The sequence below is a fragment of the Phaeobacter sp. S60 genome (assembly GCF_000826845.1).
GTDB classification, from domain to species: Bacteria; Pseudomonadota; Alphaproteobacteria; order Rhodobacterales; family Rhodobacteraceae; genus Phaeobacter; species Phaeobacter piscinae.
In genome coordinates this window covers 77,484-101,501 of record NZ_JSWJ01000015.1, presented here as the reverse complement: position 1 = coordinate 101,501, position 24,018 = coordinate 77,484, and the positions used below count along the sequence as shown (strand labels likewise).

At 64.5% G+C, this 24,018-nt stretch carries 25 protein-coding genes, 1 tRNA gene and 2 riboswitches; of the genes, 4 read left to right on the top strand and 22 right to left on the bottom strand.

What is annotated here, in order from left to right:
• Positions 1-34 precede the first annotated feature (34 nt).
• From OO25_RS15145 to OO25_RS15120, 6 genes are read right to left on the bottom strand one after another with little or no spacing between them, the layout of a single operon-like run.
• Complete coding sequence (locus OO25_RS15145) at positions 35-832, bottom strand: MBL fold metallo-hydrolase (protein WP_040173798.1); 798 nt, start codon at positions 830-832, stop codon at positions 35-37.
• Positions 832-1,653: a TatD family hydrolase gene (locus tag OO25_RS15140; protein WP_040180951.1), complete on the bottom strand. Its 822-nt coding sequence runs from the start codon at positions 1,651-1,653 to the stop codon at positions 832-834. The genes OO25_RS15145 and OO25_RS15140 overlap by 1 nt, the downstream gene beginning before the upstream one ends.
• A 42-nt stretch (positions 1,654-1,695) precedes the next feature.
• Positions 1,696-2,817, bottom strand: a complete 1,122-nt coding sequence (locus OO25_RS15135; RefSeq protein WP_040180950.1) for a DNA polymerase III subunit delta' — start codon at positions 2,815-2,817, stop codon at positions 1,696-1,698.
• The gene (tmk, locus tag OO25_RS15130; protein ID WP_040180948.1) at positions 2,814-3,503 is read right to left on the bottom strand and encodes a dTMP kinase; all 690 of its coding nucleotides are present in this window, start codon (positions 3,501-3,503) and stop codon (positions 2,814-2,816) included. Before tmk ends, OO25_RS15135 begins: the two co-directional genes overlap by 4 nt.
• Complete coding sequence (locus OO25_RS15125; RefSeq protein ID WP_040173793.1) at positions 3,500-4,690, bottom strand: D-alanyl-D-alanine carboxypeptidase family protein; 1,191 nt, start codon at positions 4,688-4,690, stop codon at positions 3,500-3,502. The genes tmk and OO25_RS15125 overlap by 4 nt, the downstream gene beginning before the upstream one ends.
• Positions 4,691-4,742: 52 nt before the next feature.
• Complete coding sequence (locus tag OO25_RS15120) at positions 4,743-5,672, bottom strand: SPOR domain-containing protein (protein ID WP_040180947.1); 930 nt, start codon at positions 5,670-5,672, stop codon at positions 4,743-4,745.
• Between the two features lie 330 nt (positions 5,673-6,002).
• Here OO25_RS15120 and OO25_RS15115 point away from each other — a divergent pair.
• Positions 6,003-6,092, top strand: a tRNA-Ser gene (locus OO25_RS15115).
• 69 nt (positions 6,093-6,161) lie between these two features.
• Here the strand turns inward: OO25_RS15115 and cobF are convergent.
• The 7 genes from cobF to OO25_RS15080 all read right to left on the bottom strand — a co-directional run bounded on the left by cobF (position 6,162) and on the right by OO25_RS15080 (position 12,547).
• Complete coding sequence (gene cobF, locus OO25_RS15110; protein WP_040180946.1) at positions 6,162-6,929, bottom strand: precorrin-6A synthase (deacetylating); 768 nt, start codon at positions 6,927-6,929, stop codon at positions 6,162-6,164.
• 68 nt (positions 6,930-6,997) lie between these two features.
• On the bottom strand, positions 6,998-7,675 hold the full coding sequence (locus tag OO25_RS15105; RefSeq protein ID WP_040180944.1) for an energy-coupling factor ABC transporter permease: 678 nt from the start codon (positions 7,673-7,675) through the stop codon (positions 6,998-7,000).
• A gap of 27 nt (positions 7,676-7,702) precedes the next feature.
• Positions 7,703-7,920: riboswitch (cobalamin riboswitch) on the bottom strand.
• Between the two features lie 201 nt (positions 7,921-8,121).
• On the bottom strand, positions 8,122-8,886 hold the full coding sequence (gene cobA / locus OO25_RS15100) for a uroporphyrinogen-III C-methyltransferase (RefSeq protein ID WP_040180942.1): 765 nt from the start codon (positions 8,884-8,886) through the stop codon (positions 8,122-8,124).
• Positions 8,883-10,202: a cobyrinate a,c-diamide synthase gene (locus OO25_RS15095; RefSeq protein ID WP_040181019.1), complete on the bottom strand. Its 1,320-nt coding sequence runs from the start codon at positions 10,200-10,202 to the stop codon at positions 8,883-8,885. The genes cobA and OO25_RS15095 overlap by 4 nt, the downstream gene beginning before the upstream one ends.
• A complete protein-coding gene (gene cobM, locus OO25_RS15090; RefSeq protein WP_040180940.1) occupies positions 10,195-10,989 on the bottom strand; it encodes a precorrin-4 C(11)-methyltransferase in 795 nt (264 codons plus the stop codon). Before cobM ends, OO25_RS15095 begins: the two co-directional genes overlap by 8 nt.
• Positions 10,986-11,363: a cobalamin biosynthesis protein gene (locus tag OO25_RS15085; protein WP_040180939.1), complete on the bottom strand. Its 378-nt coding sequence runs from the start codon at positions 11,361-11,363 to the stop codon at positions 10,986-10,988. Before OO25_RS15085 ends, cobM begins: the two co-directional genes overlap by 4 nt.
• Complete coding sequence (locus OO25_RS15080; protein WP_040180938.1) at positions 11,360-12,547, bottom strand: bifunctional cobalt-precorrin-7 (C(5))-methyltransferase/cobalt-precorrin-6B (C(15))-methyltransferase; 1,188 nt, start codon at positions 12,545-12,547, stop codon at positions 11,360-11,362. The genes OO25_RS15085 and OO25_RS15080 overlap by 4 nt, the downstream gene beginning before the upstream one ends.
• On the opposite strand from OO25_RS15080, the gene OO25_RS15075 reads away from it, so the two are divergent.
• On the top strand, positions 12,546-13,289 hold the full coding sequence (locus OO25_RS15075) for a cobalt-precorrin-6A reductase (protein ID WP_040180936.1): 744 nt from the start codon (positions 12,546-12,548) through the stop codon (positions 13,287-13,289). The two genes, OO25_RS15080 and OO25_RS15075, sit on opposite strands and share 2 nt — an antisense overlap.
• Here OO25_RS15075 and cobJ read toward each other — a convergent pair.
• The 7 genes from cobJ to OO25_RS15040 form a co-directional block, all read right to left on the bottom strand.
• On the bottom strand, positions 13,271-14,035 hold the full coding sequence (gene cobJ / locus OO25_RS15070; protein WP_040180935.1) for a precorrin-3B C(17)-methyltransferase: 765 nt from the start codon (positions 14,033-14,035) through the stop codon (positions 13,271-13,273). The two genes, OO25_RS15075 and cobJ, sit on opposite strands and share 19 nt — an antisense overlap.
• Positions 14,032-14,748: a precorrin-2 C(20)-methyltransferase gene (cobI, locus tag OO25_RS15065; protein ID WP_040180933.1), complete on the bottom strand. Its 717-nt coding sequence runs from the start codon at positions 14,746-14,748 to the stop codon at positions 14,032-14,034. The genes cobJ and cobI overlap by 4 nt, the downstream gene beginning before the upstream one ends.
• A gap of 2 nt (positions 14,749-14,750) precedes the next feature.
• Positions 14,751-15,380 (bottom strand): precorrin-8X methylmutase, encoded by a 630-nt coding sequence (locus tag OO25_RS15060; RefSeq protein ID WP_040180932.1) that lies wholly within the window; start codon positions 15,378-15,380, stop codon positions 14,751-14,753.
• Between the two features lies 1 nt (position 15,381).
• Entirely contained in the window at positions 15,382-16,551 is a 1,170-nt protein-coding gene (gene cobG, locus OO25_RS15055; protein ID WP_040180930.1) for a precorrin-3B synthase, read from the bottom strand.
• Positions 16,548-19,793, bottom strand: a complete 3,246-nt coding sequence (gene cobN, locus OO25_RS15050) for a cobaltochelatase subunit CobN (RefSeq protein ID WP_040180929.1) — start codon at positions 19,791-19,793, stop codon at positions 16,548-16,550. The genes cobG and cobN overlap by 4 nt, the downstream gene beginning before the upstream one ends.
• Before the next feature lie 143 nt (positions 19,794-19,936).
• Positions 19,937-21,019 (bottom strand): cobalamin biosynthesis protein CobW, encoded by a 1,083-nt coding sequence (gene cobW / locus OO25_RS15045; RefSeq protein ID WP_040173767.1) that lies wholly within the window; start codon positions 21,017-21,019, stop codon positions 19,937-19,939.
• 4 nt (positions 21,020-21,023) lie between these two features.
• Positions 21,024-21,425: a DUF1636 domain-containing protein gene (locus tag OO25_RS15040; protein WP_040173764.1), complete on the bottom strand. Its 402-nt coding sequence runs from the start codon at positions 21,423-21,425 to the stop codon at positions 21,024-21,026.
• A gap of 98 nt (positions 21,426-21,523) precedes the next feature.
• A riboswitch (cobalamin riboswitch) is annotated at positions 21,524-21,739 on the bottom strand.
• 50 nt (positions 21,740-21,789) lie between these two features.
• Here OO25_RS15040 and cobO point away from each other — a divergent pair.
• Entirely contained in the window at positions 21,790-22,425 is a 636-nt protein-coding gene (cobO, locus tag OO25_RS15030; protein ID WP_024098039.1) for a cob(I)yrinic acid a,c-diamide adenosyltransferase, read from the top strand.
• 98 nt (positions 22,426-22,523) lie between these two features.
• Here cobO and OO25_RS15025 read toward each other — a convergent pair whose 3' ends face one another.
• Entirely contained in the window at positions 22,524-22,931 is a 408-nt protein-coding gene (locus OO25_RS15025; RefSeq protein ID WP_040180927.1) for a VOC family protein, read from the bottom strand.
• A gap of 2 nt (positions 22,932-22,933) precedes the next feature.
• Positions 22,934-23,311, bottom strand: coding sequence for a VOC family protein (locus OO25_RS15020; protein ID WP_040180925.1), 378 nt, complete (start codon positions 23,309-23,311; stop codon positions 22,934-22,936).
• Positions 23,312-23,350: 39 nt separating this feature from the next.
• On the opposite strand from OO25_RS15020, the gene OO25_RS15015 reads away from it, so the two are divergent.
• Positions 23,351-23,896 (top strand): winged helix-turn-helix transcriptional regulator, encoded by a 546-nt coding sequence (locus tag OO25_RS15015; RefSeq protein ID WP_040180924.1) that lies wholly within the window; start codon positions 23,351-23,353, stop codon positions 23,894-23,896.
• Positions 23,897-24,018: the final 122 nt, after the last annotated feature.

Genomic DNA, 24,018 nt, shown 5'->3' with positions numbered 1-24,018 from the left:
TATGGGCGGGGTCGCGGGCGCCTTATGTGGCGGCTCAGATCGGGTATTCGATCACCATCCCGTCATAGGCGGGATCAATATGATCAGGGGTCTCAGCAGCGACCTGCGCGTAGTCCAGATCAATGTGCATATTGGTCAGTACCGCGCGCTTTGGCGCCATCCGCTCGATCCACTCCAGCGCTTCGTCCAGCGACAGATGGGTGGGATGCGGCTTGCGGCGCAGCGCATCAAGGATCCAGCAGTCCAGATCCTGCAATTCCACCAGCGCGCTGTCAGGGATCTTGGCCACATCCGGCAGATAGGCGACATCGCCAATGCGGAACCCCAGCGCCTCAATGGAGCCGTGATTGACCTCAAACGGGCGCAGGGTGATATCGCCACCGGGGCCGGAAATCGTCAGCGGGCCGTCAATGCTGCGCAGGTCCAGAATGGGCGGATAGGGGGAGCCTGCGGGCTGCACAAAGGCATAGCCAAACCGCGACAACAGCGCGTTCTGCGTGTCACCATCCGCATAGACCGGAATACGGTCGCGCATGTTGAAGACGATCATCCGCAGATCATCAATGCCATGCACATGATCGGCGTGGGAATGGGTATAGACCACCCCGTCCAGCCGCCCGGTGCCGGTGTCCAGCAGCTGGCTGCGCATATCGGGGGAGGTGTCGATCAGCACCGTCGTGGTGCCCTCGGGACCGTCCCGCTCCACCAGCAGCGAGCAGCGGCGGCGGCGGTTGCGGGGGTTGTCCGGATCGCAATCGCCCCAATGCCCGCCCAGTCGCGGCACCCCACCGGAGGACCCGCAGCCCAGAATGGTAAAGCGCAGCACGCCCATCAGGCGGCGGCCTCATATTTGGCAGCCTTCCAGAACAGCCGGTCAAAATTGGCCTGTGTCTGGGCGGCGAAATCGGCGTAATCCACACCAAACACCTCTGCGCCTACGCGGGCGGTATGGGCTGTATAGGCCGGTTCATTGCGTTTTCCACGATAGGGTGGCGGCGCCAGAAAGGGCGCGTCAGTTTCCACCAGAATCCGCTCCATCGGGGCAGCGGCAAAGATATCGCGCAGCTCCTGGCTCTTGGGGAAGGCGGCGATGCCCGACATCGACAGGTAAAACCCAAGATCCAGCGCCGCTCGTGCCAGTTCAGGCGAGGAGGAGAAGCAATGCATCACACAGGTATAGGCGCCCTTGGCCATTTCATCGCGCAGGATCATCGCCATATCCTCATCCGCCGCGCGGGCGTGGATGATCAGCGGCAGGCCGGTTTCCCGCGCCGCCGTAATATGAGTTCTGAGCGAGGTCTTCTGCACCTCCGCACTCTCGGCGGTATAGTGATAGTCCAGTCCGGTCTCGCCAATGCCGACAAATTTCGGATGCTGCGCCAGCGCCACCAGCTCGTCCACTGAGACCAGCGGCTCGTCTGCGGCACTCATCGGGTGCGTGCCCGCCGCATAGAAGATCGGCGCATGCGCCTCGGCGATGGCGCGCACAGTGGGCTCATTGCGCAGTTTGGTGCAGATGGTGACCATGCGGGTCACACCGGCCTCAGCTGCCCGCGCAATCAGCGCGTCCAGCTCACGCTCGAAATCGGGAAAATCCAGATGGCAATGGCTGTCCGTAATGGACGGGGGCATGGGGGAAAGGCTCTCGGTCATAACTGCTCTCTGTCGCGTCCTGCGGGGGTCCGGTGCTCCGGATCAGCGCGCCGCAGTGTCCTGCATCTTGAAAACCGTATCTAGGACAAGTGCTGCGGGGTCAAGGTTCACCGCCTGACCGTGGCGCATCCGAGCCGTGACCTGCGCTGCCAGATCCGCCCAGGCACGCGCCTTTTGCGGCGTCGGTGAAAGCCGCGACAGCACCGACGCCTCCTGCGGGGCGGCCTCCGGCTGTGGCGCCGTTCCGGTGGCGCCGGTGCGAGCCAGCCGGGCCAGCGCCGTATCAATCAGGGTGAGCAGCAGTTCAAATTTCTCTGCCCCACCCCGTGCTGCGGCCTGTTCCGCCAATGCCATCGCGCGCTGCCGATCCAGCCGGGGCAGGCTGTCCAGCAGCCGCACCACATCGCTATAGGCCTGCAAGCCTCCGAGGTTCAGCAGCCGCAGCGCCGCCCCGACCGAACCATTGGACAGCGCGGCCAGATGGTCGGCTTGCTTTGGCAGCTCAGCGCCTGCCTGCGTCAGGGCCGCCTGCATGTCCTCCGGGCCCAGCGGCGCGAACCGCAACAGCCGACAGCGCGAGCGGATCGTCGGCAACAGTCGCGAGGGCTGATGTGACACCAGCAGCAGGGTTGTGCGGGCAGGCGGCTCTTCCAGCATTTTCAGCAGCGCATTGGCGGCACTGGTGTTCATATCGTCAGCGGCATCCACAATCACCACCCGGCGCCCGCCGTCTGTGGCCGACAGGCCAAAGAATTTGTTCAGCGCCCGAATGTCATCGACCACGATCTGATCGCGCAGCTTGCCCTTGTCGTTCTCGCTGCGGGTAATCGACGCCAGCCCCGGCTCCGCCAGCGCCTGAATGCGGTGCATCACCGGATGATCCATCCCGATATCCAGCGAGGTGGCAGGCGGCGGCGCGCCGAACAACCCCGCATCCTCCGCAGGCGGCTGCGATAGCAAAAACGCCGCAATGCGCCAGGCCAGCGTTGCCTTGCCGACGCCCTGTGGACCAGTCAGCAGCCAGCCGTGATGCAGCCGGTCCGAGTTGAAGGCGGTCAGGAAATCCTGCTCCGCCTGCGCCTGTCCAAACAGCTGCTGCGTTTCGCGCGGATGGGGCGCGCCCACTGTCTGATCCGCGCGCAGAGGGGCGTCATCCTTGCTCATGCGCCTGCGTCCCCATCGAATGCGGGCAGGGCGGTGGAGACAACTTCCAGCACATCGCGCGCGACGCTGTCCATCGGGCGGTCGCCGTCGATGACGCGAAACCGGTCTGCAAATTCCTGTGCCAATGCCAGAAACCCGGCTCGCGTTCGCTGTTGCAGATCCAGACCAAAATCCTCGAACCGTTCTTCGCTGCCCTGCCGGCCCTTGGCCCGCGCCAGCCCTTTGGCCGGGTCCATGTCGATCAGGATGGTCAGGTCCGGTTCATGGCCAATCATCAGGCGATGCAGCTGATCGACGCTGGCGCGCAGATCCCCGCGCGACAGCCCCTGATACATCCGCGTGCTATCGGCAAAGCGGTCACAGACCACCACCTTGCCCGCGGCCAGCGCAGGCAGGATTCGCCGTTCCATATGGTCGCGCCGCGCGGCGGTGAACAGCAACAGCTCCGTCTCCGCCGACCAGCGGTCGGGGTCCCCCTCCAGCACCAGACGGCGGATCTCCTCCGCCCCGTCTGACCCGCCGGGTTCACGGGTCAGGACAACCTCAATCCCCTGCGCCTGCAAGGCCTCCGCCAGCAGCCGACATTGCGTCGATTTGCCGGAGCCGTCGATCCCCTCAAATGTGACGAAGAGGCCGGAATAGGAGGCTGCGCCATCCGCAGCGGCGCCGGTCTTGGCCGCTGTCACTGGCTGGCCTCAGGCCCGCTGAGGAACCGTTTCACCAGCACTTCGGCAGCGGTCTTCACCCGCACCGGGAAGCCACCGGTTGGAATATCCTTCTCCGCCACCAGCGGCAGCCGCACCTCCGGCAGCTCATCCGGTTGCAGCACCAGTTCGGCCAGTTGCTGCCCTTTCTCGATGGGGGCATCAATCGGCCCGGTATAGACCACCTCGCCAGTGATCTCGCGACCGGCAAGGGCAGGCAGCAGCACGGTCAGATCCTCCGCGGGCACCAGCCCTACGGTTGCCTCTGCCCCGCGCCAGACCTCGGCTTCTGCGACCGGAACACCCGCTTTAGCCACCGTTTTTTTGGCAAATTGGCGAAACGACCAGTTAACCAGGGCCTCGGCCTCCTCTGCGCGGGCGGTGGTGCTGTCCAGACCGGTGATCACAAAAATCACCCGCCGGTCGCCCTGCGCGGCGGATCCCACCAGACCATAGCCCGCTTCGGAGGTGTGGCCGGTCTTCAGACCATCCGCGCCGATGCCCAGACCCAGCAGCGGGTTGCGGTTGCGCACATTGGAGGGCGCGCGGCCATCAAATTCAAACTCCCGCTCGGCAAACAGCGGGTAATATTGCGGGAAATCCTCGATCAGCTTTTCAGCAAGGATCGCCAGATCCTCCACCGACATCCGGTGCCCGGCGGCAGGCCAGCCGTTGGAATTGGCAAAGGTGGAGTTCTCCATCCCCATTTCCTGCGCCCGTTTGGTCATGTAGCGGGCAAACCCCGCCTCAGTGCCATCAGGGCTCAGCGCTTCGGCCAGCACCACGCAGGCGTCATTGCCCGACAGCACGATGATCCCGCGTAAGAGATCCTCCACCCGGACCCGATCCTGCGTATTGAGGAACATGGTCGAGCCCTTATAGCTCATGGCGTGTTCGCTGACCGGCAGCCGCTCATCCAGTGTCAGGCGGCCATCGCGGATCGCCTCAAACGCCACATAAAGCGTCATCAGCTTCGACATCGACGCAGGCGGCAGCGCCAGATCGGCGTTCTTGGCCAGCAGCACGGTATCGGTCTCCTGATCCAGCACATAGGCGGCGCGCGCGCGGGTATCAAAGGCCGCAGCCGACAGCGCCGAAAGGCTGACCAACAGGCCAGCCGCACAGGTCAATTTCAAAGCAGAGCGAAGCGGAGAGGGGAGAAAGGTCATGACAGAAGCGTCTTTCCGGTTGGTCACGTCAAGCAGAGCCGCACAAGCGAGGTCAATTGGTGACCGCATAGGCATCGGAGAAGCCGACGGCCTTGACGCTCTTCAGCAGCTGACTGCGTTCGGATTTCGATTGGGCCGGCCCGACCAGCACCCGCCAGAACGGTTTTCCGTTGCTGGACTGGGACAGGACTGAGGGCATAAGCCCGGCATTGCGCATCTGATCGGCGGTGCGTTTGGCATTGGCCTCAACACTGAAAATACCGATCTGAATATAGGGTTTGTTCAGAGAGGAACTGGCTGCTGCGGCCTTGGTTGCGGTTGAGGCCACGGCGGGTGCTTCTGCCTGAGCAGGCGCAACAGCGGTCGGGACCGCCGAGTCAATGGCCGCCGCAGCACCAGCGATTGGGTCCAAGGGCTGCGTGTCGATATCGCCGCCATCGGCAAGAGCGACATCGGCCTCCTCAAGGATGACCTCCGCAGGTTGTTCCGGATCCGCGACTTTTTCGCGGCGCAGCGCGGTAACATTCAGTTCAACCGGTGCACCCGCCAACATGCCCAGAGCTTCGGATGCATCGGAGGACACCTGCAGCCGGGGACCGGGAATTTCCCGCTCACGCCGGAACAGCGCACCGATCACAAATTTGCCATTGGCCTGATTGCGGATGATCACCTGTTCGGGATCCTCGGCATCTGGATGCGCCACCCAGACCCCGCCCAGCGAGGGGCGCCCATCCCAAAGACCCGCTTCGGTCACCTGAAACACCTCCGGTGCCTCCACCTCGCGTTCCACCAGCCGGGTACTGCTGGAGGGGGTGACGGCGCCGTCTTCCTGTGGCTTTGGTTTCAGGAAGGCCAATCCGGGGCCTTCTTCGCAGGCGCCGAGGATCATCAGCCCGGTCAGTGCCGCCGCAAGCCGTCGGCCCCGGCGCGAAGACCCTTGGCCTTTGGCGCTGTGTTTGCGTGTCGACATAGCGTGAACCATGTGTGCTTCCTTGCCCGTATCTGACGGCGCTTTGCGCCTTCTTATGCGCGCTGTCCTGCGCTCCGTGCCGATTGCTTCGGCGTCAGCTGTTCCGGTACCGGTTGTTCCGGCGCCCTTATGATGGGCGCAGCATAGCCGCCACGCCGGCGCAAGGAAACCCTGCCACAGCGCGCTCGGCAAGTTTTCGGCGATCCCGGTTCCCTGTGGCAGCCCGTCACGCTCGGCCCGCAGCGCAGGGTATCCGGGACAGGTGGCCGACACTGTGAAACGGGATAGGGTGCAATTCCCTCTTGCCAGACGGGCAACCAGCGCCTAAACCCGGCGCCGACCGGGGAGGTGGCAGAGTGGTCGAATGCGGCGGTCTTGAAAACCGTTGAACGTGAGAGCGTTCCCAGGGTTCGAATCCCTGTCTCCCCGCCACTCCAGCCGCCCCAAGTCCTGACGCATGGTCATTGCCACGGGCAAGACTGGGCATCTGCTCAGTAGCTCTTAGTCCCGCCGCAGCAGATAGATATCCATGATCCAGCCATGATCCGTGCGCGCCGTTGCGCGAGTCTCGATGATCTGATCGCTGACCTCTTCCAACGGGCCGGAGATCGAAATCTCGTTTTCCATACCGGCATAGGCCGTCCACCAGATCTGGAGGCCTGCGGGATCAAGCGAGCGGAACGAACAGGCGCCATCCAGCATCACCACCAGCGTCTCGGTCCCCTCCGGCCAGCCCGCATCGCGCAGCTGCCGCCCGGTGGTGATGGTGAAGGGGCCGTTGATGGTATTGATAGGGATCGCATGCGCCGCCGTCAGCGCCTGAATGGAGGTGATGCCGGGAATGACGCGCAGGGCAATCTTGGCCCTCGTCTTCAGCCGGTCAGCAATGCGCATCGTGCTGTCATAAAGCGACGGATCCCCCCAGACCAGAAACCCAACCGCGCCACCTTCGGGCAGATGGGTGGTGATGGTCTGCCACCAGATCTCAGCAATCGCGTCATGCCAGTCATCGACCCGCTGGCGATAATCCTGCGTCGCCTCATCCCGCACCGGTAGGTCGAATTCCACGATACGGGGCGCGGGGTGGTCCGGGCCGCCCTTGCGGATCGCTGCGGCGCAAATGGCTTGGCGCAACCCCGCCAGATCATCCTTCCCGGCGCCCTTATTGGGGATCAGGATCAGATCCTGCGCATTCAGCGCCTCCACCGCCTGCAGGGTCAGATGCTGCGGGTTGCCGGTGCCGATGCCAATCAGGGTAAGGTCAATCATTGCGGCCCTTTCAAATAAAGACACGGCCCCGAAGGCGGGGCCGTGCCGGTTCAGTCATGTGCCAAGGATCAGGCGTTGTTGTAAAGACGCGGTGTCACCAGCGCGCTGCCGTTGAGACCACGCATTGCCTTGGCACCGGCCAGAACCGCCAGATCGGCAATCGGCTCAATCAGCACCACCAGCATATAGGCGCCACCAAAGGTCAGCACGGAAGTTACCGTTTCGCCACCAAACCCCTGACCGTAGAAGGCCCAGAATGCCACCCAGGCCACCACGCCGCCCTGATAAGCGGTGCTCAGCGCCAGCGCTTGGCTGTACTTGAGGTCGACATAGGCGGTGTCCGGCGCGATGATGCGGGCGGCCAGCGCTTGCAGGGCAAACAGCGGCACCAAGAGGGTGGTCAGGTTGATGAAATACATCGGCAGATCAAACGGCGCAAAGAACACGCCCTGGATCAGCAGACCCGCCGCCAAACCAAAGGCCGCAGGTGCCGCCCCTAGGATCAGGAACAGAGTCGAGCCGAGAATGAAATGCACCTCTGAGACGCCAACCGGGAAATGCGGCAGCACCTCGAAAAACAGGAACACGCCCACGGTCGCGATCATGGCGCGCAGGGCATAGGATACGATATTGGTCTTTTTCAGATCCGCAAAGGTTTCCTTGGCGGCATAGGTCGCAGCGCCAGCTGCGGTGGCATAAGACAAGCCGATTTTGGTGGCATCAACGATGCCTGGTTCGATATGCATTACTGTCTCCTCTCCGTCTCACCCGACGGGTTGATTATGTGGCATGGCCGGTCTCCTGACTCGCGGGTCGCTGCTTGCTCTCCCCCTTCCCAGCCCGTTGGCCAGTGGGTATTGGAAAGCTGCTCGCCGCTCACAGTCGCGGGGGCGGTTGAGGCTTCGGTGCCGCGATTGGGTCCACCGTTCCTCATTCCCGTTTCAGTCCTGACGCTTAGCGCCGTTGGAACACCATATGCCGCCTATGTGCCCGCTGGCACCTGACTCGGTCAAGTTTGAATCCGGCTCCGCAAGAGATGTTAGCGACGCGCCCTTGGGTCAGCTGGACCCTGCGCGCACCACAGCAGGACAGCCCGTCCGCACAGCGCAGACAGGAGCATCACAGAGGGCGCAGCACCCGCACAGGCGAGCAGAGGGTCTGACGCGTATCGCGGCCGACCGCCTGATGCGGATCAGCCGGTCTCGGGGGCACCCAACCCGGCGTGGGCCGGATCTGCGGGCTGATCTGCCAGCGGGCCATAGAGGATCAGCACCGGCGCGGTGGTCCGCATCGCCCGCAATGCGGCCGGCAGATCCCCCACTGTATGGCAATGCAGCTCCTGCTCCGGTGTCGACACCCCCAGCGCCACCAGCGCATGTGTCTGGGGCGGCAACCCCGCCTCCATCAGCTTTTCCGCCAGCGCCGCAAAGGTGCTCTTGCCCATGTAGACAACCGTTGTGGCCTCACCATCGGCAAGGGCGGCCATATTCAGATTGTCAGGCAGACCACCGGTGACGTCATGGCCGGTGATGAACTGCAGCCGCCGCGCCGTCATGCGCCGGGTCAGCGGGATGTTCGCCGCCGCCGCCGCCGCCGACGCGGCCGTAACGCCGGGCACGATCTCAAACCCGATCCCGGCCTGCCGCAGCGCGGTGATCTCTTCTTCCAACCGGCCAAACACACCGGAATCCCCGGATTTCAGCCGCACCACATGCAGGCCACTCTGGGCGTAATCGACCAGCAGCTGGCTCACATGGTCCTGCTTGGGGGAGGGGCGGCCGGCCCGTTTGCCCACGCCCACCAGATCGGCGTCCGCGCGGGCATGGGTCAGGATCGGCCCTGAGGACAGATCGTCAAACAGCACCGCATCCGCCGCCTCCAGCCGCTTCACCGCCTTCACGGTCAGCAGCTCCGGATCGCCAGGGCCAGAGGACACAAAGGAGACAAAGCCGCTCATCCCTGCTCTCCGGTGATCAGATGGAAGAAGGTGCCGGTGACGTGGCCCTTGATGGAGCCGGTCTCCGGCACCGGGCCGCCGTCAGCGTCCATGACATTGGCCAGCGGCGCATCGGGTTCTTCCAGAATGGTGGAATAATGGAATTCATGCCCGCGCAACGCCGTGCCTGTCTCAAAGCCGGGCATCCCCGCCTGCAGAATGGCGCGGCGGTAGCCGAGGTGGAATTTGCGCTTCTCATAAGAGGTCACGAGGCCCAGCAGCCCCAGCATCTGGTGGCGGGTGCCCGCCTTGTCGATCAGCGCCTCCCCCAGCGCCATATAGCCGCCGCACTCACCATGCACCGGCTTGGTCTCGGCATGTTTGCGAACGCCCGCGCGGAAGGTCTCCGCCGCCGCCAGCGTGCCGCCATGCAGCTCAGGGTAGCCACCGGGCAGCCAGACCAGATCGGCGTCCGCCGCCGGGGCCTCATCCGCCAGCGGCGAGAACGGCAGGATCTCTGCCCCCGCCGCGCGCCAGCCGCTCAGCAGATGCGGATAGGTGAAGGAAAACGCCGCATCCCGCGCCAAAGCAATCCGCTGAGCGGGCGGCGGGGGCAGGCTGGCAGCCGCAGGGGCCGCCCCCGACAGTGCCGCCGACTTGATCGCCTCCATATCCACATGCTCACGCAGGAAGGATGCATAGCCTGCAATCGCGGCTTCCAGATCCGGATGTTCCACCGCCTGAATGAGGCCCAGATGCCGCTCTGGCAGGGCCAGATCGCCACGCCGGGGCAGGGAACCCAGCACCTTGATCCCGGCCTTCTCCATGCCCAATCGCGTCAGCCGCTCATGCCGCGGGCTGGCAACCCGGTTCAGAATGACCCCGGCAAAAGGCAGGTCAGGATCATAGTTCTTGAACCCCAGCGCCGTGGCCGCCGCCGATTGCGCCTGACCGCCCACATCAACCACCAGCACGACCGGCCAGCCCATGCGCTTGGCGGTCTCGGCAGAGGAACCAAAGCCTGACTGCCCGCGTGTCGCTACCCCGTCATACAGCCCCATGGAGCCTTCACCGATGCAGATTTCCGCACCTGCCGCCTGTCCGGTGACCGCATCCAAGAGGCCTGCGTCCATCGCCCAGGTGTCCAGGTTAAAGCTCGGCCGTTTCGCGGCTGCCAGATGAAACGCCGGGTCGATGTAATCCGGCCCGCTCTTGTAGGGCTGCACGGTCAGGCCGTCCTCAGCCAGCGCCCGCAGCAGGCCCAGCATCACGGTGGTTTTGCCGGTGCCCGAGGAAGGCGCCGAAATCATCAGTCCGGGAGGGGTCATATCAGTCATCGCCATGGCTCCAGCTGGACCATGGGCTGTCGGCGCTTTGCGGCCGGTAGCGGCGGTCGTAATCGGCAGAGTAGAGGCAGCTTTCGTCAAAGCCTTCGCCCTTCAGCACCGGCCCCACCAGAATGAGGGCCGTGCGGGAGATCTTCTCGTCCAGAGAGTCCTTGAGTGTCTCCAGCGTGGCGCGGTGGATCTGCTGATCCGGCCAGCTGGCGCGGTACACCACCGCCACCGGGCAATCTGCGCCATAATGGGGCGTGAGGCTCTCGACCACATGATCCAGATTGCCGATCGACAGATGGATCGCCAGCGTGGCGCCCGTGCGCGCGAAATTCTCCAGCGACTCGCCTGCGGGCATTGAGGACGCCCGGCCCGGGGTGCGGGTCAGCACCACCGACTGGCCAAGGCCGGGCAGGGTCAGTTCCGTTCCCAGCGCCGCCGCAGCAGCGGCAAAGGACGGCACACCGGGGGTGACACTGACTGGAATGCCCTCGGCTTTCAGGCGACGCAACTGCTCGCCCATCGCCGACCACACTGACAGGTCGCCGGAATGCAGCCGGGCGACGTCCTGACCGGCCGCATGCGCCGCCTTGATCTCACCCACGATGGCGTCCAGATCCATCGCTGCGGTGTTGATGATCTTGGCGTCCGCCGGGCAGTGGCTCAGGATCTCCTCCGGCACCAGTGACCCCGCATAGAGGCACACCGGACAGGACGCGATGATGTCGCGCCCGCGCAGGGTCAGAAGGTCGGCAGCGCCCGGTCCGGCGCCAATGAAGTGAACGGTCATGGCTCAAGTCTTTCTGCTATGGCCGCGGTGGCAAGCCCATCCGCGGTGACAACTCTCGGGGCCAGAAGACGCGCCCGCGCCCCCGGTGTCCCATGGCGCGCGCCCGCCAGCGCCGCGGCTTCCGCCAGCGACCCAGTGCCGAACCGCGCCTTAATCCTGGGCGAGCAGGTCAAGGTCTGCTCCCCGCTAATATCCTGTTCCTGCAGCGCAATCACCGGCAAGCCGATGCTGCGCGCAAAGTCCTGCATGGCAGGCGCTGCGGCCTTCTCCGCGGCCGAGGCCAGCGCATCCACACGCTCCCCGGTCAGCGCCAAAGCCGCCTGCAAATCCGCCGCCGTTGCAGAGGCTCGAAATCCAATCCCCGCCACTTTCATCGCGTGACGCTCCACTGTATGACAGGCCGCGCCCGCCGCCAGTCGCGCATCGAGCCCAGCGGGCCCGCCTCGGCGATTTCCGCCTTCAGCAGATGGCCGCCGCGCGCGGCATGAGCCTGCATCAGCAGGGTCTCGGTCTCCAGCGTCACACCATTGGCGACCAGCCGCGTGCCTGCGGGCAGGATGTCCCACAGGTGATCCAGCAGTGCTTGGCTGCCGCCGCCGCCAATGAACACGCAATCGGGCAGGGGCTGGCCCTGCAGCACATCCGGCGCCTTGCCCAGCACCGCATGCAACCGGTGATCCAGCCCGAAGGCGGCGGCATTGGTACGGATATTCTCCAGCCGGCCCGCGCGCGGCTCAAAAGTGATGGCCCGCGCGCCGGGTGCCGCCAGACACCACTCGACCGAGACCGAGCCAGAGCCGCCGCCGATATCCCACAGCAGCTCGCCCATGCGCGGTGCCAGGGCCGACAAGGTCAGTGCCCGAATCGGCCGCTTGGTGATCTGCCCGTCGCTGGCAAAGAGATCATCCGCCAGCCCGGACGCCTGCGGCAGACCCTTGCGGCCCGCTGCCTCAACCGCCACGGCAACAGGGGCATGAATGTCTTGCAGGTCAAAACCTTGTGCCGCTGAAGACCGCACCCTCTGACGCGGCCCGCCAAGGCATTCCATCACGGTCAGTCTTGACGCTCCGAACCCTTCAGCGGTCAGCCATTCCGCCAGCTCTGCCGGTGCCGCCCCGTCCCGCAGGGTGCAGATCACCCGCACACCCTTGCCCAACAGTGGTCGCAGCCGCGCATAGGGGGCTGCATGCAGGCCAAGGCAAAGAACCTCCTCCAGCTTCCAGCCCAGCCGGTTCGCCGCCAGCGCAAAGCAGGATGGCGTGGGGTATGATACCCATTCCTCAGCCTCCAGATCCCGCATCAGCGAGCCGCCCGCGCCGTGCCAGAACGGATCACCTGAGGCCAAAACCACCACGCGCCGCCCGCGCATCGCCAGCACCGGCTCGGTCGAAAACGGCACCGGCCAGGGCTGCCCCTTGGCGCCAGCACCAGCCAATTCCAGATGCCGGGGCCCGCCGAAAATCACATCGGCCTCCACCAGCGCCTTCCGGCTTGCATCACTCAGGCCTTCCAGTCCATTTTCGCCCAGACCAATGATTGTGAGCCACGGGTTAGACATGACACGCATCCTTCTTCTGGGCGGCACCACCGAGGCCTCCAGCCTGGCCAGAACCCTGGCCGAGGCAGGCGCAGATGCGGTGTTTTCCTACGCGGGCCGCACGGCAAAACCCGTCAGCCAGCCGCTGCCCACCCGCGTCGGCGGTTTTGGCGGAGTGGAGGGGCTTTCTGGTTATTTGAAGACCGAAAGCATCACCCATGTGATCGATGCGACCCACCCGTTTGCCGCGCAGATGAGCACCAATGCGGTGCAGGCCTGCAAGTCGGTGGGGGTGCCGATCTGCGCCTTTGAACGCCCGGCCTGGCAGGCGGGGGAGGGCGACAGTTGGCTCCACGCGGACAGCATCGAAAGTGCGGTGAACGCTCTGCCCGAGGCCCCCGCACGGGTGTTCCTGGCGATCGGCAAACAGAACCTCGCCCAATTCGCCGCCAAGCCCCAGCACCACTACCTCTTGCGGCTGGTGGATGCGCCGGAGGCGGATTTGCCGCTGCCGCACACCACGGTCGAAATCGCCCGTGGCCCGTTTGACATCGCGGGTGACACCGCCCTGATGCAGCGGCATGGCATCACCCATGTGGTTGCCAAAAACGCCGGCGGCGCGGGCGCTGCGGCCAAGCTCACTGCCGCGCGCACCCTCGGCCTGCCGGTCATCATGATCGGCAGACCCAAGGTGCCCGAGCGGCCCGTCCTGGGCAGCGTGGCAGAGGTTATGGCCTGGATTGCTCATCCTTCGGCAGCGTAGCGGGGGGTGTAGACGTAATTGCCAATGCTCCGCGTGTCGCGGTTGCCAACAATCACCACGGTGCGCATATCGGCCATCTCAGGCGTTGCGTCCTTCAGCGGCAGGGTCAGCAGCTCTTGTCCCGGCTTGGTCACGTCACGGGCAAAGGTGATCAGCGTGTCCTGACCGCAAGCCTCGCGCAGGATGTCCAAAGCACGGGCAAACTGATGCGGCCGCGACTTGGAGCGCGGGTTGTAAAACGCCATCGCCAGCCCGGCCTCGCCCACCAGCTGCAGGCGCTTTTCAATGAGGCTCCAGGGTTTCAGATTGTCGCTCAGGTTGATGGCGGCAAAGTCATGCCCCAGGGGCGCGCCGATGGCGGCGGCGGCGGCCAGCATTGCGGTGATGCCGGGCAGAACCTTGATCTCCAGATCCAGCCATTCGGGACGGGTTTCGGCATTGTTTTCAAGCGCTTCGAACACGGCAGAGGCCATGGCGAACACCCCGGGATCACCAGAGGACACCACGACAACCCGCTTGCCCTCGGCGGCCATCTCCAGCGCATGGGTGGCGCGGTCCACCTCGACCCGGTTGTCGGAGGCGTGCAGGGTCAGCCCCTCTCGAGGCTCAATGCGCTTCACGTAGGGGATATAGCCGACGATATCCGTGGCCTCATCAATGGCGTCGCGCACTTCCTGCGTCACCAGCGCCTCGTCGCCGGGGCCAAGCCCCGCAATCACCACCCAGCCGTTTTGCGATAGCTTCATGGCCGACGCCCCTGTCCGTGAACCAATACGATGGAGAAGTAAGGCACCTCGCCCGTGATTTCCGACAGTTTCTGCACGGTCTGCCCCGGCATGGTGCCGCGTTCGACCAGCCAGGCGTCATCTGCGCGGCCAGCACGCTCCAGCGCCCGGCGCAGCTTGGGCAGATTGCGGCCGATTTTCATCACCACCAGCGCATCGGTTTCCGCCGCGCGTTTGGCCAGCTCATCCTCGCTGAGGGTCGCCATGGCCACCGTCAGCACGTCATCGCCCCAGGTGATCGGCTGGCCCGAGGCCGTCCAGCAGCCGGACATGCCGGTGATGCCCGGAATGATCTCCTGCTCCGCACGGCCCTGCAGGCGGGTATAAAGATGCATGTAAGAGCCATAAAGGAACGGATCGCCCTCGCAGAGCACCACCACGTCCTCATCCTTGGCGATCTCGGCCAGCGTATCGGCCCACTGGTCATAGAACGCCGCCAGCACCCGGTTGTATTCGGGGTCGGAGAAATGGATTTCTGTGGTGACCGGATATTCCATCGCGTGTTCGGTGACACCCTCGGCCAGCATCCCGTCCACGATCGCTCGGGCCTGGCCCTTGCGGCCGGCCTTGCGAAAATAGGCGATGTGACGCGCGCCTGTGATCATCCGGTGCGAGCGGACGCTCATCAAATCGGGGTCCCCGGGGCCCAGCCCTGCGCAGAAGACAGTACCCATGGTTATTCTTTCCAGCTCGCCAGCGCGTTGACCGCAGCCACCGTGATGGCAGAGCCACCCAGGCGGCCTTTGACGATCATCGACGGTACCGGCAGGTCTTCCATCAGCGCGTCCTTGGATTCCATCGCGCCGACAAAACCCACCGGGCAACCGATGATGGCGGCGGGGCGGGGGCACGCGGGGTCTTGCAGCATATTCAGCAGGTGGAACAGCGCGGTGGGGGCGTTGCCGATAGCCACGACAGCGCCTTCCAGTTTCGGGCGCCACAGCTCCAGCGCCGCTGCCGAACGGGTGTTGGACATTTCCTTGGCCATATCCGGCACTTTCGGGTCGCGCAGGGTGCAGATCACCTCATTGTCCGCAGGCAGGCGCGGGCGGGTGATGCCTTCGGACACCATATAGGCGTCACACAGGATTGGCGCGCCTTTGGCCAGTGCTGCGCGGGCACATTCGGCCATGCCCTCGGAGAAGCGCACGTGCTCTTCCAGCCCCACCATGCCGGCGGCGTGGATCATGCGCACGACGACGCTTTCCTCGTCCTTGTTGAAGCGCGCCAGATCGGCCTCGCGGCGAATGGTGGCAAAGCTCTCGGCATAAATCGCGGCGCCGTTGGTCTCATAGGTGTGGAGCATGTCAGCTGCCCTCTGTCAGTAGGTCGGGAGTGGCGCGCAACGCGGCGGCGCTCAGGGAGGTGTTTAGCGGGTGATCGGCGGCAGTGCCATTGCAGATCAGGTCGAATGTATCCGCGCCGGTGGCCGTCAGGACCAGATCGGCCGGGCGGGGATGGGCGCAGCCCTTGGTGCAGCCGGAAATATGCAGGTGTTGACCCGCAGGGACCGCAGCGGCCAGATCGCGGGCCAGATCGCGCGTCACCGCGCGCGCCTGCGGGCAGCCGGGCGCGCCGGTGCAGGCGCTCACACGCAGGCGGGGATCCGTGGCGTCCAGGATCAGGCCGGGCAGGGGCGGCAGGCTGTCGATGCCTTCCACCAGCAGCATCCGCCAGGGGGTCAGCCGCAGCACGCCGTGACCGGCAAGTTTGGCCAGCGTGTGGGCAGGCATCTGGCCGAATTCCAGCGCCACCAACAGGCCAAAGGGGGTTGCACCCGGTCGCTGTGGTGCAAGCCGCGTTGCGCCGCGGGCGGGGGCGGCATGCGCTGCGGGGGGCGCGCGGCGCGCCATCAACTGGTGCATTCTGCCACGTCCCTCAGTCGCGCCGCCCTGATCGAGAAACCAGCGGGCCAGGGCGAGCGCCTCGCCAGCGGCTGCTTCTGCCGTCACTGGCAGGCCGGTGTCTGCCCCATCGGCCCGCAGGAGCAGCCCGTCCGGGCCGCGCTCAATACGGATATCGGCAGCGGTATCAGTCAGGACCGGAGCCGCGCCGCAATCCACCGCGAAGCCGAATTTTCCGGGCAACTTCAGATCCGTCGCCTCTGTCAGCGCGGCGGCCAGATCCAGTGCAATCTGGTGGCCGTCATCCCCCGCCTGCCAGAAGGGTGTCAGAGTGATATTGCGCCGCGCCTCGGCACCCGCGTCCTCATCCAGCAGACCAAGGTCACGCAACCCGGCGATCAGTGCCGCGTGGGCCTCTTCACGGATGCCGCGCAGCTGCAGGTTGGCGCGCGCCGAAATATCAACCAGACCCGAGCCATGCGCCTGCGAGAGAGTGGCCAGACCGCGCGCCTGTGCCGGGCTGAGCTGCCCCAAAGGCGCGCGCACCCGCACCACCAGCCCGTCACCCGACATCATCGGGCGCAGCGCACCGGGGCACCAGCCATAGACTTTGGGTGTGGCGGCGGCGCTCACACCGCCCCCTCCAGTTCGGCCATGATCGAGTTGCGCCGGGTGCTCCAGAGACCTGCATCGTGCAAGGCGCGGAAGCGGTCGCGCATGGCGGCAAGGGCGTCGGGGTTTTCGCGGCTCATGAACTCAACCAGATCCTCGCGGCCCAAAGTGGCCTCGAAGTAGAGATCAAAGAGATGCGGCTGCACCACCTGCGCCAGATGCGCGAAGGCGGCCATGTGATCCAGCGTCGCCGCAACCTCTGCCGCGCCGCGGAAGCCGTGGTTCATCATCGAGGTGGCCCAGTCGGGATTGGCGGCGCGGGCGCGGGTGACGCGGGCGATCTCCTCGCCCAAGCTGCGCGCCTGCGGTTTGTCGGGGCGGGTTGCGTCCATGTGGTAGAGCGCTGGTGCCTCTTGGCCGATCCGCGCCATGGCAGCGGCAAATCCCGCCTCATGGGCGGCGTAATCCGAGGCCACCAGCAGATCGGTTTCCGGCAGATCCTGAAGATGTACGAAACTGTCCGTGGTTTGCAGCCGGGCCTCCAGCGCCTCGCGGGCATCGTGGATATCGCCTTTGGCGTCGATTGCATGCGAAGATGCATTGAGCCAGGCCTCGCCCGCGGCCTGCCGGGCTTCGTCGGTGTAATCGTCCAGATGCGGGGTCATGGACAGGCCGTATTGGCCCGGTTTTGGGCCAAAGACGCGGGGTGTTTCGGTCAGATAGGGGTTGTCTGCGCCGCTCTCTTCGCGGGCGGCCAGCGCGCCTGCGGCGGCCTCGAACATCTGGGCAAGGCCGGGGAAGACATCGCGAAACAGGCCCGACACCCGGAGCGTCACATCGATGCGCGGACGGTTCAGCATCGTGAGCGGCAGTACCTCGAACCCCGACACGCGTTCAGAGCCTTCATCCCATTTGGGAGCCAGCCCGGCAAGATGCAGCGCCATGGCAAACTCCTCACCGGCGGTGCGCATGGTGGCCGATCCCCAGAGATCAATCACCAGCCCTTTGGGCCAGTCGCCGTGGTCCTGAAGATGGCGGCGCAGCAGCTCTTCCGCCAGCTTGACGCCTTGGGCATGCGCCGCCCGCGACGGCACCGCGCGGGGGTCCGTGGTAAAGAGGTTGCGCCCGGTCGGGATCACATCCGCGCGGCCCCGGAAGGGTGATCCAGAGGGGCCGGGGGCGACCATCTGGCCATTGAGGGCCGCGATCAGACCGGCGCGTTCGTCCATCCCACATTGGCCGGTGCCAAAGATATGCAGCCCCTCGCCATATTGGCTTTCCTTGATGTCGCAGACAAAGGCGTCGATGCGGGTGATCGCCTCGGCGGCGCAGCAGTCCGGGGTGAGGCCAAGATCCGCTTCCACACCGGTGCCCTGTGCCTCGGCGCGGATGTCGTCGATCAGCCGGTCGCGGCGGGCGGGGTCCAGACCGTCGGCGGTGGAATATTCATCGAGCAGGCTTTCGAGCCGCGCCATGCCGTCCGGCAGATTGGTCTGCGCCAGCGGCGGTGGCAGATGGCCGAGGGTGACGGCCCCAATGCGCCGTTTGGCCTGGGCCGCCTCACCGGGGTCATTGACGATAAACGGATAGGCGACCGGCAGCGGGCCCGTCAGCACCTCCGGCCAGCAGGCCGCCGAAAGCGCCACGGATTTGCCCGGCAGCCACTCCAGCGTGCCATGGGCGCCGATGTGAACAAGGGCATCGGCCTGCGCCCGCAGCCACATGTAAAACGCCACATAGGCATGGCGCGGGGTGCGGTCGAGGTCGTGGTAATCGTCGACGCGGGTCTTCACTTCGCCGCGCTCCGGTTGCAGGGCGATCAGCGCGTTGCCTGCGCGCAAGGCCTTGAAATGAAACGCTCCCTCATGGCAATCGGGATCGTCTTCCGGCTGGCCCCAGGCCTCGGTCAATGTTTGCTGCAACGCCTGCGGCAGGGCAGACAAAGCCGCATGATAATCGGCGAGGGGGACGCTCTGCCTTTCCTCCATCAGGCGCAGGCCGGTGCTCTCCAGCGGTTCCACGGCATACCCCTGATCCCAAAGCTCGCGCAGGATTTCATCGCAGGAGGCCAGCGCATCCAGCCCCACCGCATGGGCCAGATTGTGATCTCGCCCCGGATAGGTCGACAGCACCAGCGCCAGACGTTTGTCATGATTGGGCAGGCGGGACAGATGCAGCCAGCCTTCGATCCGGTCCACCGCGGCCTTTACCCGGTCCATATCGGCGCGATGGGCAAAACGGGAATATTGCAGGTCGGGGTCTTTCTTGCCCGGCGCCTTGAAGCTGACCAGCCCGGCAAAAATCCGTCCGTCCACTTCGGGCAGCACCACGTGCATCGCCAGATCGGCGGGGGACAGGCCGCGATCGGCCTCGGCCCAGTCTTTGCGCCGGGCGGTCGACAGGGCCACCTGAAACACCGGACAGCCGGTGGTTGACAGCGGCGAGGCGCTGCCGTCGCTGCCCTGCGCGGAGAATGCAGTGGCGTTGATGATCGCAGCCGGGGCCAGATCGGGCAGGGCGTTGCGCAGCCAGTCGGCGGCCTCCGGTGCCTTGAGGCTGGCGGCAAAGACGCCATATGCGGCGTAGCCCCGTCCGCGCAGCTCACCGATCAGCGCATCCACCGGCGCGGTGTCGGCGGCGGTGAGGTAGGAGCGGTAGAAGCTGACCAGAACCAGCGGTTTTTCCGACGCAGGCAGATCTGCCAGCACCCCGCGATCCGGGTCGTAATAGCCATATTGCGGCACCGATTTCAGCCCTGCCACCGGACCGGCATAGAGCCCCGCCGCCAGCGACAGCTGCGCCAATGCGGCCTGTGCGGCGACAGCGCCGCCGGTGTCGCAGAGATGCTGCAGACGGCGCAGGGTAGAGACGGGCAGGGTCGACAACTCATCCAGACGCGGATCTTCGCGCCCGTCCGCAGGCAGGATCGCCAGCGCGATGCCTTTGCGGCGGGCCAGATCCTGCAGGGTGGCAAGCCCGTAGGACCAGTAGCTTTCCCCGCCGATAAGACGCACGAGCACGCCCTTGGCACCCTCCAGTGTCTGCTCGGCGTAGACGTCCACCGACAGCGGGTGCTTCAGCGCCACCAGATTGGCGAGCCGCAGTGTGGGCAGCCGGTCCTTGCCGCGATGCCAGCCCGCCGCAAAGGCCCCGAGATCGCTGTCGGAAAACGACAGCACCACAAGGTCCGCAGGCGTCTGCCCGAGGTCCTGCGGGGTATCACTCTCGTCAAGGCCGTGGCTTTCGCGGAAGACGACGTGCATAGGTCAGGCCCTTTCAGAAAGAAGAGCGGAGGGCAGCGCCCGGCCTCGGGAGGAAGCGAAGCGCCCTCCCGTGGGGGAGGTCGGGCGCTGCCCGGCGTTGCCGCCGGGCGAAACTGTTGAAGTTTCGCCTTGGCGCATCAGCTTCAGGCCCCCAGCTCGGCGCGGATCGCCTCGGCGTCGATATTGTCATGCTCGGCGATGACCACGAGAACGGTCTTGCGCGCCTGTGCGCCCCAGGGCTGATCATATTGCGCGCGCAGGCGTTCACCCACGGCCTGAACGAGCATCCGCATCGGTTTTCCTTCCACCGCAACATAGCCTTTGACGCGCAGGATATTGCGCTCGCGGGCGAGTTTCACGATGGCATCCTGCAACAGTTGCGGATCGGAGACTTCGCCCATTTCGACCACGATTGTATCAAAATCGTCATGGCTGTGGTCATGATCATGATGGTGGTCGTGATCGTGGTCATGATCATCGTCGTGATGATGGTGGTGTTCGTGATGCGAGGGGCGCGCGTCCAGATCATCTTCGGCGGCGGCCTCAAGCCCCAGAATGACGCGCGGGTCGATCACGCCTTCGGACATCGACAGGATCGGCAATTTGCGCGGCGCTTCCGCTTCGATCATGCTGCGGGCCTTGTCCAGACCGTCCTCACCGGCAAGATCGGCCTTGGACAACAGGATGATATCGGCGCAGGAGATCTGATCCTTGAACAGTTCCGACAGTGGGGTTTCGTGGTCGATGCCTTCATCGGCCTCGCGCTGGGCCTGCACGGCCTCCAGATCGGTGGCGAACTGGCCCTTGGCGACGGCTTCGGCGTCGGCCAGTGCGACCACGCCATCGACGGTGATGCGTGAGCGGATCGCGGGCCAGTCAAACGCCTTCAGCAGGGGTTTCGGCAGCGCCAGACCGGAGGTCTCGATCACGATGTGATCGGGTTTTTCCGGCAGGTCCATCAGCTGTTCGATGGTCGGGATGAAATCATCGGCCACGGTGCAACAGATACAGCCATTGGCCAGCTCCATGATGTTTTCTGCCGGGCAGTTTTCATCGGCGCAGGATTTCAGGATTTCGCCGTCCACCCCGGCGGTGCCAAATTCATTGACGACCACGGCCAGACGTTTGCCCTGCGGGTTCTGCATCAGATGGCGGATCAGGGTGGTTTTGCCCGCACCAAGGAAGCCGGTGATGACGGTGACGGGGATTTTATTCAGGTCGCTCATGGGGTTAATCCTTGGACAACGAAGGGGGAGTGGAAGGCGCCGCCACAGGTGCAGGCGGAATGCGGGCAATGGATTGCTTGCGGAACACCACAGGGCGTTCGCGCCAGGGCACCAGACCATCCGTGGTGGCGGCATAGGCAGCAGCGCCGGTCAGGATGTCGGGCACATGTTCGTCGGGATCAAGATCGCCGTAGATGTAGCTCCAGCGGGCATCGCCGCCGCTCAGCACCATGGAACAGCCGCGGGTGCAGGCCGACAGGCATTCGACACCGCGCACGTTGACACCCTCGGGCAGGTCGGCCGCCTGCAGGGCGGACAGCATTTGCGCACCGGGGCGCGGGGCCTCCGGGTCGGTCACCTCGCCGCGACGGCAGGTGGTGCAGATCGTCAGTGTTACCTCGGCCATGAGCGCCCTTCACTTGGTTTCAGCGAAGGGGCTGCGGGCCAGCGGGGGCGCGAAGGTCGCGCGGGGATCCCTGCCGGTCGCGGAACACCCCGTCCGCCCGTTGCGTTTCTTGCGCTGGCAGGTCTCCCGGCTTGCGGATGCCAAGGCCTGGGGCCTTGACGGTCATCCGGCCTTCCCGAGTTTCCTCAGTGGCATCGGAGACCTCTCCGGTCACGGTCGCGGGGGCGGCTGTGCTTGGTTTGGCCCGGATGGCCCAACTGTCACATTCCCTCTTCGCCTGCCAAATGGCAGGAACCAACAAAACCCCCTTGCGCCATTGCCCCTGTCTTTGTCAAGACATGGGCGAACCACTAGGAGAGCCCCGATGAGCGATAAGTCCGAGACCGACATTTCCGAAGCAGAAGCGGCACGCCACGCGGCGAAGATGGCCAAGAAGAAGGCCGCGCGTGACCGCATGATGCAGAACAAGGATGGTGAGAAAGGGCTGATCATCGTCCACACCGGCCCGGGCAAGGGCAAATCCAGCTCTGGCTTTGGCATGATCATGCGCTGCATCGCCCATGGTATGCCCTCGGCCGTGGTGCAGTTCATCAAGGGCGCCTGGCAGACTGGCGAACGCACGCTGATCGAAGAGAATTTTTCGGACTTGTGCCAGTTTTACGCGATGGGCGAAGGCTTTACCTGGGAAACACAGGACAAGGCCCGCGATATTGCCGCCGCGCAAAAGGGCTGGGAAAAGGCCAAGGAGATGATCCGCGACGAGCGCAATACCATGGTGCTCTTGGATGAGATCAACATCGCCCTGCGCTACGACTATATCGACATCGCCGATGTGGTGGAGTTTCTGGAAACCGAAAAACCGCCGATGACCCATGTGGTGCTGACCGGCCGCAACGCCAAGGAAGAGCTGATCGAAATCGCCGATCTGGTCACCGAGATGGGGCAGATCAAACACCCCTTCCGTGACGGCATCAAAGCCCAGAAGGGCGTGGAATTCTGATCGCTTGTGACGATTTGAGATGGAGCGCCCCCGCTATCCATTGCAGGGGCGTTCCGCCGAAACTGCGCCGGTCTGACTGGTCGCGAAATTCTGAGCGCTTACGGCAGGTCATAAAGCCCGAGGGCGTTCCCGTCAGGGTCGGTAAACTCTGAATAGGTCACGACATCTGGAATTTGAATGGCGGCGCCGGTATCAATGCCAGCGTCAGCCCATATGGCCTGAGAGGCGGACATATCCTCCACCAGAAATCGGACGACAGCCCCGGATGGTTTGGGATTTTCGATTTCGAAGATCTGATACCACGTATCGGGCGCCACCTTGAATTCGACAACGCCGGGAACGGGCTTTAGCACCTCAACCTCAGGGCCAAACAGGGTGAGATACCACGCTTCTGCATCGGTGATCGAGGCCACAGGAACACCGACGGTGATCTCCTTGAAAGGGTCAGCAGAGGCGACACCCGCTGCAAGTAACAGGGCGACAGATGCTGTGCAAACACGGCGCATCGTCATGCGCCACCGGTCAGATCTTCGGCCAGCATCATCGCGTTGCCGTCAGGATCATAGAAGGTCGCTGTTTTGACCATGCCTTCGACGACATCGGTTTCGCCGTCGAATTTCACCTTGGCCTGTTCCAGTTTCTGCCGCGCCGTATCCAGATCTGCGATGCCGAAGACGGGAACGCAGTTGCCGGGGGCGGGTTTGGTATGCTCACCCAGACCGATTGTGACGCCGGATGTCTTGGTCTGCAGCTCCGACCATCCGGCCTCATCCGCGTGGTAGATCGTGTCAAACCCAAGCATAGTTTTGAACCAATCCGCAGTTGCGTGGCGATCCTTGACCGAAAACGAGATTGTGATGGTGTCTTCCACTGAAACAAGCGCCATGGTCTTCCCTTTTGATCGAAAATATACTAACTATACTTTATGGACATTGAGACGTTTGTCAACACCACCTCAAGGGCCTGGGCGATCCCTATTCTGGCCCATCTGCACGCAGGCGTTGCCGGGCGGCAGGCGCCGCTGCTGACGGCCACCGGGGCAAGCAGGACGGCGTTTGCGCAAAGCGTTGATCACCTGATCTCAATCGGGTTGCTGGAGCGAAATCCCGGCTATGGCCACCCGCTGCGGCCTGAGTTTCGGCTGACCGCGCTGGGCGTTTCCGCCGCCGCCACCGCCAATAAAATCCACAGTGTCACAGCCGAGGAAGATCGCGATTTGCTGCGGCGTTCGTGGACGTTGCCGATTCTGACGGCCCTGCATGAGCCGAGCCACTTCAACGATATTAAGCGCAATCTGCGCAGGATTACGGATCGCGCCTTGTCTCAGTCGTTGAAAACGCTGGAGGGGCGGCAATGGGTGCATCGCCACGTAGATGAGGCTGCCCGCCCCCCACGCTCAATTTATCATGCGGTGAATACCGGTGGTTTGATAAGTCGTGTTGCGGCCAGCGACATCAGCTTTGACGGATAGCTTCGCCCGCAGTGCGAAAGCATGAGAGGCAGCATTGCCCCCCTAGGACCGCCTGATGAACATAGGCGGGAATGTCAGCCCTTCTGACCAAATGTTTCGCGTGCGAAACAATCGGGCAAGGA